This is a genomic window from Mycobacterium kansasii ATCC 12478 (assembly GCF_000157895.3).
Taxonomy (GTDB): Bacteria; Actinomycetota; Actinomycetes; order Mycobacteriales; family Mycobacteriaceae; genus Mycobacterium; species Mycobacterium kansasii.
In genome coordinates, this window is sequence record NC_022663.1 from 2,619,432 (window position 1) to 2,633,817 (window position 14,386).

Here is a 14,386-nt window from a genome sequence, read left to right on the forward strand (position 1 = left end):
GCGTCGCCGTCACGCCTACACTCTCAGGCGTGCCTACTGAACTGCGGTACGAGCGCTGGTTTCTCCCCTTCTCGGTGCCGCTCGGCTGCGGGCCGAAGCACAGCGAGGTGCGCGTCCAGGGCGGCACCTTGCGCGTCAAGTTCGGCTGGGGCTTCAACGCCGAGATCCCCTTGGCGTCCATCAAAGACGCCAAGCCGAACAACGAGCGGGTGTACTCCTGGGGTGCGCACGGGTTCCGGGGCCGCTGGCTGGTCAACGGATCTTCCAAGGGCATCGTCGAGCTGACCGTCGACCCGCCCACGAGGGCAAAGGTCATGGGCGTGCCCGTCACGCTGAAAACGTTGTATGTCAGTGTGACCGACCCCGATGCATTGATCGCGGAAGTCAGCGCCAAGGCCTGACACCGGTCGGCAGTTCATCTGCCGACGCTCGGCTTGGTGCCGTCGGCTCGAGTCCCGCCAGGGCTGCCGAACTCAACTTGCGCTATGGGTATCGCGCATCCGGGTAGTGTCCAGGTGTCGCGATCAAAATGCTGGTGAGGGAGCTGGCTGTGGATGCAAGGGAATCCAGGCGTAACAGGCGGTTGAACCAGCGCACCCTGGCTATCGCTGGCGTCGCCATAGTCCTTGTGGCCATCCTCGCAGCTGTTGGGCACTTGGGCTTCTTCCATACCTCGTCAAAGGAGGGCGCGCCCAGCCAGGCCGGTCGGTCGACCGTTCCGCCCGCTCCCAAGCAGGTCGTGCTGCCGTTCGAGGTAGGAGATCCCGACGGGGTGGCGGTGGACGGTAAGGGCGATGTTTACGTCGCCGACTCAAGCAACAACCGGGTGTTGAAGCTGCCAGCCGGCTCCGATAGGCAATCCGAGTTGCCGTTCACCGGCCTCAATCGCCCGGCTGGTTTGGCACTGGACGTCAGCGGCGGCATTTACCTAGTTGACGCATACAACAACCGGGTACTCAAGCTGCCGGCGGGCTCCCCCGCGCCGGCCGAGTTGCCTTTCGCCGGCCTGAGTTCTCCCCATGGCGTTGCGGTAGACCGCAACGGCACCGTGTACGTGGCCGACTCCGGCAACAACCGCGTACTGGAACTGCCTGCCGGCTCGAACAATCCCATCGAGCTGCCGTTCATCGGCCTTCGTCACCCGTTGGGCACGGCAGTGGACGACGCCGGCGCAGTTTATGTCACCGACAGCGAAAACAACCGCGTGGCAAAGCTTGCCGCTGGTGGGACCACCCCGGTCTACCTTCCCTTTACCGAACTCAACTTTCCTCACGGTGTGGCGGTGGACCACAACGGCTGCGTCTACGTCGCAGACTTGAACAACAACCGGGTGTTGAAGCTGGAGGCCGGCTCGAACACCCCATCGACGCTGCCCTTCACCGACCTCAACTTCCCTTACGGCGTGGCAGTCGACAATGCGGGCAACGTCTATGTGACCGACTTTCACAAACGCGTGGTGAAACTGTCGACAAACTAATGTGATTCGCTGCCCTGGGCCTGGCCGACCGTGAAACCCGATAGGGCTACTCGGCGCGCCGATTCAAGCGCCGCGCACTTCGCGCTCCGCGTCCGCAGCAAGTGCAGCTAGATAGGCTCCAGCCCGGTCAGATGCCGCTGGGCGAGGTCGCGATAGGCCTGCGGATTGAGGTTGACCCACATCTGCGCACCCGTTCCTTCCAGCGGCCCCTTCACCTTGGCCGGCGCTCCGACCGCCAGGACGCCGGCTGGAATCTGGGTGCCCGCCACCACCAGCGCCCCCGCCGCCACCATGCTGCGCGCGCCGATCACCGCGCCGTCCAGAACGGTGGCGTGGTTGGCAATTAACGCCTCTTGTCCCACGTGCACCCCATGGATGACGCACAGGTGAGCAACGGTCGCGCCGGGACCGATATCGACCGGGATACCCGGCGGCGCATGCAGCACCGAGCCGTCCTGAACATTGGCGCCTTCGCGCACCACGACCGGCGCGTAGTCGCCTCGCAACACGGCGTTGTACCAAACCGACGCTCCCGCTTCGACGGTGACATCGCCGATCAGCGTCGCAGTGGGGGCTACAAACGCGGTGGGATCGACGCGCGGGGAGCGGCCCTCGAATGTGTATAGCGGCATCGTTTACATATACCGCACCATGCATATGCGGTGGCCAGGCGCGCCGTCGTTGCACTCACCGGCCTCAAAACTGTAACGTGTTCTAGTTAGTGGTCAGTGATGTGGAGGTGACAACGTGAGTACCGGCACAAGTAGCGTCGGCGTCCGGGAGATCGATGCCGGAACCTTGCCGACCAGGTACGCGCGGGGCTGGCATTGCCTCGGTGTCGCCAAGGATTTTATGGACGGCGAGCCGCACGGGGTGGAAGCGTTCGGCACCAAGCTGGTGGTGTTCGCCGACTCGAACGGCGACCTGAAGATCCTCGACAACTACTGCCGTCACATGGGCGGCGACCTGTCCGGGGGCACCATCAAGGGCGACGAGATCGCCTGCCCGTTCCACGACTGGCGCTGGGGCGGCGACGGCCGCTGCAAGCTGGTGCCATACGCCAAGCGCACTCCCAAAACCGCGCGCACCCGGTCCTGGGAGACCGACGTGCGCGGCGGCCTGCTCTTCGTCTGGCACGACCACGAAGGCAACCCGCCGGACCCGGCGGTCAGGATCCCCGACATTCCCGAGGCCGCCAGCGACGAATGGACGGACTGGCGGTGGAACCGCATCCTCATCGAAGGGTCCAATTGCCGCGACATCATCGACAACGTCACCGACATGGCCCACTTCTTCTATATCCATTTCGGGTTGCCGACGTACTTCAAGAACGTCTTCGAGGGCCACATCGCCTCGCAGTATCTGCACAACGTGGGTCGCCCGGATGTCGAGGGTCTGGGAACCGCGTACGGCGAAGCCCACCTGGATTCCGAGGCGTCCTATTTCGGGCCTTCGTTCATGATCAACTGGCTGCACAATAGCTACAGCGGCTACAAGTCCGAGTCGATCCTGATCAATTGCCACTACCCGGTGACTCAGGACTCGTTCGTGTTGCAATGGGGTGTGATCGTCGAAAAGCCCAAGGGGATGGACGAGAAGATGACCGACAAGCTGTCGCGGGTGTTCACCGAAGGCGTCAGCATGGGGTTCATGCAGGACGTCGAGATCTGGAAGCACAAAACCAGAATCGCGAACCCGCTGCTGGTCGAGGAGGACGGTGCGGTCTATCAGATGCGTCGCTGGTATGAGCAGTTTTACGTAGATGCTGCCGATGTCACCCCCGAAATGGTGGAGCGCTTCGAGATGGAGGTAGACACCACCCGGGCCAACGAGTTCTGGAGGGCCGAGGTCCAAAGAAACCTGGACGCAAGGAAACTCGCCGACGACGTGCCCGCCGAGCAGCACTGACTGTCATGAGCCCGCCCGACGATCAACAGGTTCCCGACGTCGATCGGCTGGCCCGTTCGATGCTGCTGCTGCGCGGGGGACACCATGACCACCGCGTGGCATCCGACGAACACGCTGCACGCCGATCGTCCTCCAAAGCATGGGATTTCGCCAACGACCCACAACGCGCCGCCGCGGTACGGGAAGCCAGCCGCGCCGACCGTGAACGTTATCTGACCGGCGGCCTACAGCCGGTGGATTGCCGATTCTGCCACGTCACCGTCACGGTCAAACGGCACGGGCCGGGCCATACGGCGGTGCAATGGAATACCGAGGCCGTGCAGCGCTGCGCACATTTCGCCGAAGTGCGGGCGTCCGGCGGCGACACCGCACGCACCAAGGCCTGTCCGAAGATGAGCGACAGCATCGACCACGCCATCGCCGAGGGCTATCTGACCGAGGAACATCAGGACTGAGCACTCGCGGCGGGGGCCTCAGCGTTAGTCACATAGGCCACAGTGGCCGCTTGCGGGGATGATCGCCGTTGTGCCCACCTTTCAGCGATAACACGTCGTGGCCTGCCGCGCTGACGTCACAGTCGCTGAAAGGCAGGCATATTGAGTACCGGTCCCCACACACACAGAGACTCCTGTGACAGTCGTGACCGGTACGACATGCCGGCACCGAATCACAGCCCCGCGAACCGCTCCTTGACCGCTTCAGCCGTCAGCCCGTAGTCCGCCAGCGCGTAAGTGTGCTTGGGCGCTCGTTCACCGGTCTGGCTCTCGGCGTGGATCTTCGCCATGGCTTGTCGGGCTTCCTCGGTCAGCGTCAACCCGAAGTGCCGGTATATGGCAGCGACCGTGCCTAGCGGGTCGGCAATCAGATCGCGGTAGTCGACATCGTAGAACTGGGCCGGATCATACTGCGCCCGAGCGGCGTTGAACCGCTCCAGTCCGCGCGACCACGTGTCCATCGCATCAGCGCCGATCTGCGCCCCGACGAACACCGTCGACCATCCCTCAGAGGTGTGCTGCGCCAACGAACACATCGACGCCATGATCGTCTCCACCGGCCGGTGAGTCTGTATCACCAGCGCGTCGGGATAGCTGGCCATCAACGCATCGAGCGCGAACAGATGGCTGGGATTCTTGAGCACCCAACGCTTTTCGGCATCGTTGAGTCCGATCAGCTGAAGGTTACGGCGATGCCGACGATATGCCGGCGTCCAGTCTTGCTGCGACAGCCACGAGGCGTAGCCCGGCAGATGCGCCAACGTCTCGTAGGACACCGAATGCAGCGACTGGCGCAACAGCTGCCAGCATTCCTCCAGTTCGTAGGCGGCCATGAAATGCAAGCCGGTATACCCGGGATTCTCTTTGTGGTGTCGGGTGAACTGGTCATCGAGCTGTCGGTACAACGGGTTTGACTCCCAGGTGTCGCGGGGCGGTCGTGGCTGCGGGAACTCGGCCAGCCACATGTGCAGACCCTGGTGGGCCGGGTCGGCGCCCAGTAACCGATGCAGTGCGGTAGTGCCGGTGCGCACCAGCCCGGTGACAAAGATCGGCCGCTCGATGGCGACGTCGGCGTACTGCGGGTACTGCTTCCACGCAGCTTCGGACAGCAATCTGGCCACCAGCGCGCCCCGCAAAAAGAAGCGATTCATCTTGCTGCCCAATACCGTAAGCCCGGCATCGCGCCGGTAGGAGTCCAACAGCACGCCCAGAGCTTCCCGGTAGTTGTCGTCGTCGGAACCGAAATCGTCGAGTCCGACCAACTTCGTGGCCGAGGCGTGCAGTTCCTCTACGGTTCCGACATCGGTGCGATCGCCCATCAGCTGTGGTACTCCCCGCAGTTGACGTCCAAGGTCTGTCCGGTGATGCCGCTGGACAGGTCGCTGGCCAGGAAGAGAATCGCCGACGCCACCTCGTCCTCGGTCGGCAGTCGCTTGAGATCGGAGTTCGCCGCCGTGGCCTGGTAGATCTGTTCCACCGAAGTGCCGTACTTGCCGGCTTGGTGCTGGAAGTAACCTTTCAGGGTGTCACCCCAGATATATCCGGGCGCAACGGAATTGACGCGAATGCCCTTCGGCCCGAGTTCGGTGGCCAGCGAGTGCGACATCGCCAGCAGCGCGGCCTTGGCCATTTTGTAGGCGCCGTATTTGGGCTGGGAGTGCCGCAACACCATGGAGTTGACGTTGACGATGCAGCCGTGGGTTTCGGCGAGTGCCCGGGTGAAGCCCTGGATAAGCCGCAGCGCCCCGAGTGCGCTGAGTTCGATCGCGTCACGGATATGCTGAAACGTGGTTTCCGCCAGAGGTTTCATCGACGGCACCCGGAAAGCGTTGTTCACCAGGACGTCGATCTTGCCGTACGCCTCCAATGTGGCGTCGACGAGGTTGTTGACCTGATCGTCGTCGGTGATGTCGGTGCGCACGGCGATGGCTTGGCGGCCGGTGTCGATGACCCGCTTGGCGACGTCGTCGAGCCGGTCGGCGCTGCGGGCCGCCAGTACCAGGTCGGCGCCCTCGCGCGCACACCGGTGCGCCAGCGTGGTCCCAAGCCCCGGCCCGACACCGCTGATGACGACGATTTTTCCGGCTAGCATCCCTGTCATCGTTACCCCAGCATCCTGGCCGCAATCTGCCGCTGACGCAACGCAATTCGCGATCGCCAGTCGTCTTCGGAAATCTTGTTGTGCTCCAGATACGGCAGCTTGGCCGGTATCGCGTCGAAGTTCACCAGTTCGACGGTCGGACCGTCGGCCTCGGTGAGCTGCCGCGACACCCGCTGCCAACGGAACTGCAGGAAACCGCGTCGATGGCCGACCGTTTCCACCCAGTTGGTCACTCCGGGATTCTGGTCGGCGACCACAATGCGGACCTTGCCGTCCGGATCCGCCTGGGCCTGACTGTTGTTCAGCGAGGTCTGGTGGTTGATGTAGTCCAGCGAGATGTACCACATGCTACCCAGCTGGAAACCCAGGTAAGGGGCATCGCTCACCGGCACGGTGATCACCAGGGCTTGGTCTGGCCGTAGTTCGAAGTGACCGGCCGACGAGTATTGGGTAGCCAGGCCCCCCGGCGTCAGCCGAGGCGCCACCATGGTGTTGACCGGGATGTTGAGGTAAAACCACTGGGGGAATTGCAACCAGGTTTTCACCCGGTTCACCAGTTGCTTGCCCGCTGTCGCGTAACGTTTTTCGATGGTCTGGCGGCTCAGTGGCGGTGGCGCGGTGCCGGCGGTGTCCAGCCGTGAGACCGCTAACGTGCCGCGTTGCTGCGACCAGTCGCCATACACCTCGCGGATCACCAGCTGCCCGGGACTGGTCGGGCGCAGCTGCCAGTGGAAGGTGCCGTCCGGCGCGATGTCGAGTTCACGGTCGTCGAACGCAATCTGGCTGGCGGGCACGTTGTCGTCGGTGTATTCGCCGCCGAGCACCTGGAAGCTCAGGTCGGTGGTGGTTCCGCGCCGGCCGGTGACCACGTAGTCGCGGTCGGGCTGTACGCGGGTGCCGAAGTACAGGGTGTCGGGGTTGTCCAACCCCATTTTGGTGAACGGTCCGGTGCCCGACTGCAGGAACGGATGGTCACGTTCGTAGTCGAAGGCCAGATGCATGCAACTCGCGACGCAGCCGGCCAGGTACTGCAGTCCTTCCAGCAGGTCGGCTTCGGTTTCGATGTGTGGGGCGGCTTCCACCAGCTTCTCGGCTTCGGCGATCGCCTCGGTCAGCGGGCCAGAAAAGGGACTAGCGAACACGACCTCGACGCTAGAACGTGTTCCTATTTTGAGTCAATGGCGAACATTTGCCCTAGCTCTGACCACCCGAAGGCCATCTCAAGCGTATCCGCTTGAGCGCGGCCATTGACTTAATCGGCTGGTCGTTAGGAGCGCGGGCGCTGGGCGGCGGGCGCCGGCCGAGCCGGGTTTCCCGGTAGGAAGTCAGGTCCCAAAGACTAGGGGGCGTTGTTGGCGCCGGGTCAAGCGAGCCATGGAAGCATCTGGCGGCCCGCGGCCGCAGGCCACGCAATGCCAAGGCGATCAGCGGCCTTTCTCCTACGCCGCCAAATCCGATCAATAAACGGCTAACCTGCGGAGCGCAATCAATGATCATCAACGAGCGGGTTTCGTTAGCGGCATCAATTTCCGAAGCCGGACTGCTGGAAGCCGGTGTTGAAGGCGCCCGAGACTCGTATACCGGTGTGGAAGAGTCCACTACTGTTGTTGCCCGAGTTTCCGACACCAGCGTCGTTAGTGGCCCGGTTTCCGAAGCCGGCCGACGCCACCGCGGTGGCCGAGTTCTGGAAACCCGACACGGTGTTGCCCGCATTTTGGAGGCCCGAGTTGCTATTACCCGTGTTGAAATTAACGGCGCTAATGCGTGACAACCGCGCCGTTTTCTTGTTCGCGTTTGATTTCCAAAGCGATGTCGATCAGCTGGTCTTCCTGGCCGCCGATCAGCTTGCGCTGACCGGCTCGGTAGAGCAGCGCCGACGCCGGCACGCCGTAGCGCTCGGACTGGCGAACGGCGTGCTTGAGGAAACTCGAATAGACCCCCGAATACCCCATGATCAGCGCATTGCGGTCCAGCAGGCACTCCGCGGGCATGGCCGGGCGAACCACGTCTTCGGCGGCGTCGGCGATGTCGAAGAAGTCGATGCCGGTTTTCACGCCGATCTTGTCGAACACCCCGATCAGCGCCTCGACCGGGGCGTTGCCCGCGCCGGCGCCGAAACGCCGCACGCTGCCGTCGATCTGCTTGGCGCCCGCACGCACCGCCTCCACCGAGTTGGCCACCCCCAGGCCGAGGTTTTCGTGGCCGTGAAAACCGACTTGGGCGTCCTCCCCGAGTTCGGCGACCAGCGCCGACACCCGGTCGGCCACCCCGTCGAGCACCAACGCGCCGGCGGAGTCGACGACGTAGACACACTGGCAACCGGCGTCGGCCATGATGCGGGCCTGCGCGGCCAGCTTCTCCGGGGGAATCGTGTGGGCCATCATCAAAAACCCGACGGTCTCCAGACCCAATTCACGAGCCAGCCCGAAATGCTGGATGGAGACATCGGCTTCGGTGCAGTGGGTGGCGATCCGGCAAATCGACCCGCCATTGTCCTGTGCCTCTTTGATGTCGTCCTTGGTGCCCACCCCGGGCAACATCAAGAACGCGATCCGCGCCTCTTTGGCCGTCTCGGCCGCCAGCTTGATCAATTCCTGCTCGGGAGTTTTGGAAAAGCCGTAATTGAACGACGATCCGCCCAGCCCGTCCCCGTGGGTCACCTCGATCACCGGCACCCCGGCGGCATCCAGGGCCGCCACGATGGCGCCGACCTCCTCTTTGGTGAATTGGTGACGCTTGTGGTGCGAGCCGTCGCGCAGCGACGTGTCCGTGATGCGGACGTCCCAGATGCTGGTCATCGCGTGCCTCCCGTAGCCGAAAGAGTCACATCTTTGCTTTTGCGGGCGATCTCCTCGCCCACCTTTGTGGCCGCCGCGGTCATGATGTCGAGGTTGCCCGCATACGGCGGCAGATAGTCCCCGGCGCCCTCCACCTCGACGAACGTGGTGACCACGGCCTGGCCGCCCGAGTTGAGCGACGGCTCGTCGAACTGCGGCTCGTTGAGCAGCCGGTAGCCCGGCACATACGTCTGCACCTCGGCCACCACGTCTCGGATGGACTTCGCGATCGCGTCGCGGTCGGCGTCTTCGGGGATCGCGCAGAAGATGGTGTCGCGCATGATCATCGGCGGATCGGCCGGATTCAGGATGATGATCGCCTTGCCGCGCGCAGCCCCGCCAATCGTCTGCACACCCCGCGACGTGGTCTTGGTGAACTCGTCGATGTTGGCCCGGGTGCCCGGTCCCGCCGACACCGAAGCCACCGACGCCACAATTTCCGCATACGGCACCCCTCCTTTTTCGACCAACGCACGGCTCACGGCGTACACGATCGGAATGGTCGCCTGCCCCCCGCAGGTGATCATGTTGACGTTCGGGGCGTCCAGGTGTTCGCGCAGGTTGGCCGGTGGGATCACCGCCGGGCCCACCGCTGCCGGCGTCAGGTCGATGGCACGGATTCCGGCCTCGGCGTACTTCGGTGCGGCGGCCTTATGCACGTAGGCACTGGTGGCCTCGAACACCAGGTCCGGTTTTTCGGACTGCGCCAGCAGCCAGTCAACCCCTTCGTGGGTGGTCTCCAGCCCCAGCTTGCGGGCGCGGGCCAGGCCCTCGCTCTCCGGGTCGATGCCCACCATCCAGCGCGGTTCCAGCCAATCCGACCGCAACAGTTTGTAGAGCAAGTCGGTGCTGATGTTGCCCGACCCCACGATCGCGACACTTGCCTTGGACGGCATGTTGCTCCTCATCCTTTGCTCGCGACCCGCTGCGCCCGGCCCTGCCGCGCTTGCGATCGCTCCTAACCCTATGTTCGCGACCCGCTGCGCCCGGCCCTGCCGCGCTTGCGATCGCTCCTAACCCTATGTTCGCGACCCGCTGCGCCCGGCCCTGCCGCGCTTGCGATCGCTCCTAACCCTATGTTCGCGACCCGCTGCGCCCGGCCCTGCCGCGCTTGCGATCGCTCCTAACCCTATGTTCGCGACCCGCTGCGCCCGGCCCTGCCGCGCTTGCGATCGCTCCTAACCCTATGTTCGCGACCCGCTGCGCCCGGCCCTGCCGCGCTTGCGATCGCTGCTCTATTCGAACGACAACCGCACCGACCCCAGCCCGGCGAACTCGGCGACGAATTCGTCGCCGGCATGGGCGTCGATGGCGCGCGTGCAGGATCCGGGCAATACGATGTCGCCCTGCCGCAACCGAACCCCGAAGCTGTCCACTTTGCGGGCCAGCCAGGCCACGGCAGTGACCGGATTGCCCAGCACCGCATCGCTGCGGCCCGCAGCGACCACTTCACCGTTGCGGATCAGCGTCGCGTCGATGGCCTTGACGTCGATATCGGCGGGCGACACCCGCGCCGCACCCAGCACGAAGCCCGCCGACGACGCATTGTCGGCAATCGTGTCGCACAGCGCGATCTTCCAGTCGGTGATCCTGGTGTCGATCAACTCGATCGCCGGCACCAGGGACTCGGTCGCGGCCAGCACGTCGTCCTCGGTGCAGTCCGCGCCCGGCAGGTCCCCCGCCAAGATGAAACCCACCTCGACCTCGACGCGCGGATACAGGTATCTGGCCGCCTTGACCGGCGTGTCCTCGAACACCTGCATCTCGTCCAGCAGATGCCCGTAGTCCGGCTCGTCGACACCCATCATCTGCTGCATGGCCTTGCTCGACAGCCCAACTTTGTGGCCCAGCACCCGGGCGCCCTCGGCGACCCGCTGACGAATGTTGATCAGCTGGATCTCGTAGGCGTCGACCACGTCCATGTCAGGGTGGGCGGCGGTCAGCGGAGCGATCGGCTCACGGCTGCGCTCAGCTTGCGCCAACTCGGCGGCCAGCTCGTCGCGGGTCGCAACAGTGAGCATTTACCGAAGTCCCCTCGTCTTGCCTACCTCATGGTGACCGGGTCAGTAGCGCCCGACCCCGGCAATTCTATAACGTGTTCTACATGACAGCACAGGACTACGACGTCGTCGTGGTCGGGAGCGGTGGCGCCGGTATGGTGGCAGCGCTGACCGCCGCGCATCGCGGTCTCTCGCCAGTAGTCGTCGAGAAGGCCGCGCACTACGGCGGATCGACCGCGCGCTCCGGCGGCGGCGTCTGGATTCCCAACAACGAGGTGCTCAAGCGCGCCGGCGTCCGCGACAGCTCCGAAGCGGCCCGCACCTATCTGCACGGCATCATCGGTGATGTGTCGACCAGCGGGGTCGAGCCGGAGCGCATCGACGCCTACCTCGAGCACGGGCCCCAGATGCTGTCGTTCGTGCTGAAGCACACGCCATTGAAAATGTGCTGGGTACCAGGCTATTCCGACTACTACCCCGAGGCACCCGGCGGCCTCCCAAGCGGCCGCTCGATCGAGCCGAAGCCGTTCAATGCCCGCAAGCTCGGTCCCGACGAAGCCACGCTGGAACCTCCTTACGGTAAGGTGCCGCTGAATGTAGTTGTGATGCAACAGGACTACGTGCGCCTGAACCAGCTCAAGCGCCACCCCCGCGGCGTGTTGCGCAGCCTGAAGGTCGGCGCCCGCACCATGTTGGCCAAAGCCACCGGCAAAAACCTCGTCGGCATGGGCCGCGCCCTGATCGGCCCACTGCGGATCGGGCTGCGTCAGGCTGGGGTACCGGTGTTGCTCAACACCGCGCTCACCGACCTCTACGTCGAGGAGGACGTGGTCCGCGGCATCTACGTCCGCGATGCTGATGCCTCCGAAGCTGCTGAGCCGCGGCTGATCCGGGCCCGGCGCGGCGTGATCCTGGCCTGCGGCGGTTTCGAGCACAACGAGCAGATGCGGGTGAAATACCAGCGCGCGCCCATCACTACCGAATGGACCGTCGGCGCCAAGGCGAATACCGGCGACGGCATTGTCGCCGGCGAAAAGCTGGGCGCGGCACTGGATCTGATGGACGACGCGTGGTGGGGCCCGACGGTGCCGCTGGTGGGTAAGCCATGGTTCGCGTTATCAGAGCGCAACTCGCCGGGTTCCATCATCGTCAACATGTCCGGCAACCGGTTCATGAACGAATCGATGCCGTACGTCGAGGCCTGCCACCACATGTACGGCGGCAAGTACGGGCAGGGTCCCGGACCGGGTGAGAACATTCCCGCCTGGCTGGTGTTCGATCAGCAGTACCGGGACCGCTATATCTTTGCCGGACTGCAACCGGGCCAACGCATTCCGCGTAAGTGGCTGGATTCGGGCGTGATCATCCAGGCCGAGACGCTGGAGGAACTGGCCACCAAGGCCGGCCTCCCGGTTGACCAATTCATCGCGACGGTCCAGCGTTTCAACGGCTTTGCCCGGTCCGGCGTCGACACGGACTACCACCGCGGGGAAAGCGCCTACGACCGTTACTACGGTGACCCGACCAACAAGCCCAATCCGAACTTGGGCGAGATCCGGCACGCACCCTACTACGCCGCGAAGATGGTTCCGGGAGACCTGGGCACCAAAGGCGGTATCCGCACCGACGTCCACGGACGTGCGCTCCGCGACGACGGCAGCATCATCGACGGTCTTTATGCCGCAGGCAATGTCAGCTCGCCGGTGATGGGACACACCTACCCCGGCCCGGGCGGCACCATCGGGCCGGCGATGACCTTCGGCTACCTGGCCGCCCTGCATATCGCTGGCGAGCGCTAACATGCCGATCGATGTCGAAGTCGCCCTGAACGCCGAACTGGATCCGGTCGAATTCACTTGGGCCAGTAGCGATGTCCAGCTTTACCAACTGGCATTGGGCGCCGGGTCGAACCCAACGGACCCGCGCGAGCTGCGGTACCTGGTCGACGACACCCCGCAGGTGCTGCCGACTTTCGCCACCGTAGCCGCCACCTTCCACGCCACCAAACCGCCCACCGTCCGGTTCCCCGGCATCGACATCGAACTGAGCAAGGTACTGCACGCCAGCGAACGCGTGGAAGTACCCAGGCCGCTGCCGCCGTCGGGCTCCGCGCGCGCCGTCACCCGGTTCACCGATATCTGGGACAAGGGCAAGGCCGCGGTGATCTGGAGCGAGACGAGGGTGACCACACCCGACGGCGAACTGCTGTGGACGCAGAAACGCTCGATATACGCCCGCGGCGAGGGCGGATTCGGCGGCGAACGCGGGCCGTCAACCTCGGACGCCCCGCCGGAGCGGGCACCCGATCTGCAGGTCGCGATGCCGGTGCTGCCGCAGCAGGCGCTGCTCTACCGCTTGTGCGGTGATCGTAATCCGCTGCACTCTGACCCCGAATTCGCCGCTGCCGCAGGCTTTCCCGCGCCCATCCTGCACGGGCTGTGCACCTACGGCATGGCCTGCAAGGCCATCACCGACGCGCTGCTCGACGCTGACGCCACGGCGGTAACCGCCTACGGCGCCCGCTTCGCGGGCGTGGCGTACCCCGGCGAAACGCTTCAGGTCAACATGTGGAAAGACCAGGGCCGCATCGTTGCCGGTGTTGTCGCGCCGTCGCGCGACAACACCGTTGTGCTCAGCGGTATCGAGCTGGTGCCCGCCTAGCTCCGCACTGACGCCCGCTGCGTGACTGCAACGTCACGTTCGAGCCCGCGGGTGACTGCAGCGTCACATTCGACGCGCGCGGGCGCTACGAACGCGGCGAAGAATATCGGCGGGCCGATCACCCGCGACCACCCTGACCAAGATCCAGCCGCGCCGCTCGACCAACTCCAACCTCCGAACATCCCAGGTGTACTGCCTGCGGTCATTGCGATGTTGCTCGCCGTCGTATTCGACCGCAACTTTGATGTCCTCCCAACCCATATCGAGGTACGCAATGGCATCGTCAAACTCATCGAGCACCGGAATTTGCGTTTGCGGCCGCGGTAAACCTCCTTGCACCAACACCAGCCGCAGCCACGTTTCCTTAGGTGATTGCGCGCCCGCATCGAGGAGGTCGAGCGCGACACGAGCACGCTCCAACCCACGACGCCCGCGATATCGAGCCGCGAGCAACTCGACGTCGGCCAACTTGAATTCTGTCGCACGGGCAAGGGAATCGAGGGCCGCCACCGCGGTCGTCATCGGGTGCCAGCACGCAAGGTCAAGGGCTGTGCGAGCAGGCGTGGTGACGGGGATGCCATCGATCAGTTCGATCTCGTCCGCTTCTAGCCGGTCGCCCCAGATCTGCAGGCCCGGCAGCGGGTGCCGGTTGTCATGAATGATGTCGACGGGCCGGTCCTCGTCCACCCATCTACTGCCATGCAACGCTGCGGCGGCGAAACCAGCGACGACCCCACGGCGTCTGGACCAAAGCCACGCCGCGCGGGCCCGAAGCGCATGCGTTAATTCGGTACCTTCACTGACGTAGACATCGCGAAACACCCGCGTATAGCGACGCCGCAACTCGCTATGCGACGCGATGCCGGCGGCCACTGCCTCACTGCCGATAAAGGGTTCCCCCATGGGCG

At 64.5% G+C, this 14,386-nt stretch carries 15 protein-coding genes; 7 read left to right on the forward strand and 8 right to left on the reverse strand.

The features are described from left to right. The first annotated feature begins 29 nt into the window (after window positions 1–29). Both MKAN_RS11240 and MKAN_RS11245 read left to right on the forward strand, forming a co-directional pair. The gene (locus MKAN_RS11240) at window positions 30–401 is read left to right on the forward strand and encodes a hypothetical protein (RefSeq protein ID WP_023368372.1); all 372 of its coding nucleotides are present in this window, start codon (window positions 30–32) and stop codon (window positions 399–401) included. Between the two features lie 227 nt (window positions 402–628). After that, window positions 629–1,477: an NHL repeat-containing protein gene (locus MKAN_RS11245; RefSeq protein WP_023368374.1), complete on the forward strand. Its 849-nt coding sequence runs from the start codon at window positions 629–631 to the stop codon at window positions 1,475–1,477. A gap of 107 nt (window positions 1,478–1,584) precedes the next feature. Here MKAN_RS11245 and MKAN_RS11250 read toward each other — a convergent pair whose 3' ends face one another. Next, entirely contained in the window at window positions 1,585–2,109 is a 525-nt protein-coding gene (locus tag MKAN_RS11250) for a gamma carbonic anhydrase family protein (protein WP_023368376.1), read from the reverse strand. A gap of 115 nt (window positions 2,110–2,224) precedes the next feature. Here MKAN_RS11250 and MKAN_RS11255 point away from each other — a divergent pair, with 115 nt between their 5' ends. Together MKAN_RS11255 and MKAN_RS11260 are read left to right on the forward strand one after the other, a co-directional pair. After that, window positions 2,225–3,385 carry a 3-ketosteroid-9-alpha-monooxygenase, oxygenase component gene (locus MKAN_RS11255; protein WP_023368378.1) on the forward strand — a complete coding sequence of 387 codons (1,161 nt, stop codon included), beginning with the start codon at window positions 2,225–2,227 and terminating at the stop codon, window positions 3,383–3,385. A 5-nt stretch (window positions 3,386–3,390) separates the two neighbouring features. Next, a complete protein-coding gene (locus tag MKAN_RS11260; RefSeq protein ID WP_023368381.1) occupies window positions 3,391–3,840 on the forward strand; it encodes a hypothetical protein in 450 nt (149 codons plus the stop codon). Window positions 3,841–4,052: 212 nt separating this feature from the next. Here MKAN_RS11260 and MKAN_RS11265 read toward each other — a convergent pair whose 3' ends face one another. The 3 genes from MKAN_RS11265 to MKAN_RS11275 are packed head-to-tail and all read right to left on the reverse strand — an operon-like array spanning window position 4,053 to window position 7,122. After that, window positions 4,053–5,198 carry a sulfotransferase family protein gene (locus MKAN_RS11265; RefSeq protein ID WP_023368383.1) on the reverse strand — a complete coding sequence of 382 codons (1,146 nt, stop codon included), beginning with the start codon at window positions 5,196–5,198 and terminating at the stop codon, window positions 4,053–4,055. Further along, window positions 5,198–5,980, reverse strand: a complete 783-nt coding sequence (locus tag MKAN_RS11270) for an SDR family oxidoreductase (RefSeq protein WP_023368385.1) — start codon at window positions 5,978–5,980, stop codon at window positions 5,198–5,200. Before MKAN_RS11270 ends, MKAN_RS11265 begins: the two co-directional genes overlap by 1 nt. Window positions 5,981–5,982: 2 nt before the next feature. Then, window positions 5,983–7,122: a hypothetical protein gene (locus tag MKAN_RS11275; protein ID WP_023368387.1), complete on the reverse strand. Its 1,140-nt coding sequence runs from the start codon at window positions 7,120–7,122 to the stop codon at window positions 5,983–5,985. 347 nt (window positions 7,123–7,469) lie between these two features. Here MKAN_RS11275 and MKAN_RS30435 point away from each other — a divergent pair, with 347 nt between their 5' ends. After that, window positions 7,470–7,748 (forward strand): hypothetical protein, encoded by a 279-nt coding sequence (locus tag MKAN_RS30435; RefSeq protein ID WP_133163558.1) that lies wholly within the window; start codon window positions 7,470–7,472, stop codon window positions 7,746–7,748. On the opposite strand, the gene dmpG is transcribed toward MKAN_RS30435, so the two are convergent. The 3 genes from dmpG to MKAN_RS11290 form a co-directional block, all read right to left on the reverse strand. Beyond that, window positions 7,738–8,778, reverse strand: a complete 1,041-nt coding sequence (gene dmpG, locus MKAN_RS11280) for a 4-hydroxy-2-oxovalerate aldolase (protein WP_023368391.1) — start codon at window positions 8,776–8,778, stop codon at window positions 7,738–7,740. The genes MKAN_RS30435 and dmpG overlap by 11 nt on opposite strands. Beyond that, entirely contained in the window at window positions 8,775–9,713 is a 939-nt protein-coding gene (locus MKAN_RS11285) for an acetaldehyde dehydrogenase (acetylating) (protein ID WP_023368393.1), read from the reverse strand. Before MKAN_RS11285 ends, dmpG begins: the two co-directional genes overlap by 4 nt. A gap of 339 nt (window positions 9,714–10,052) precedes the next feature. After that, the gene (locus MKAN_RS11290) at window positions 10,053–10,838 is read right to left on the reverse strand and encodes a 2-keto-4-pentenoate hydratase (protein WP_023368394.1); all 786 of its coding nucleotides are present in this window, start codon (window positions 10,836–10,838) and stop codon (window positions 10,053–10,055) included. Between the two features lie 83 nt (window positions 10,839–10,921). On the opposite strand from MKAN_RS11290, the gene kstD reads away from it, so the two are divergent. Beyond that, a complete protein-coding gene (gene kstD, locus MKAN_RS11295; RefSeq protein WP_036396071.1) occupies window positions 10,922–12,616 on the forward strand; it encodes a 3-oxosteroid 1-dehydrogenase in 1,695 nt (564 codons plus the stop codon). A 1-nt stretch (window position 12,617) separates the two neighbouring features. Beyond that, window positions 12,618–13,478 carry a MaoC/PaaZ C-terminal domain-containing protein gene (locus tag MKAN_RS11300; RefSeq protein WP_023368398.1) on the forward strand — a complete coding sequence of 287 codons (861 nt, stop codon included), beginning with the start codon at window positions 12,618–12,620 and terminating at the stop codon, window positions 13,476–13,478. Between the two features lie 63 nt (window positions 13,479–13,541). Here the strand turns inward: MKAN_RS11300 and MKAN_RS11305 are convergent, their stop codons facing one another. Further along, a complete protein-coding gene (locus MKAN_RS11305; protein ID WP_023368402.1) occupies window positions 13,542–14,381 on the reverse strand; it encodes a hypothetical protein in 840 nt (279 codons plus the stop codon). Window positions 14,382–14,386 lie beyond the last annotated feature (5 nt).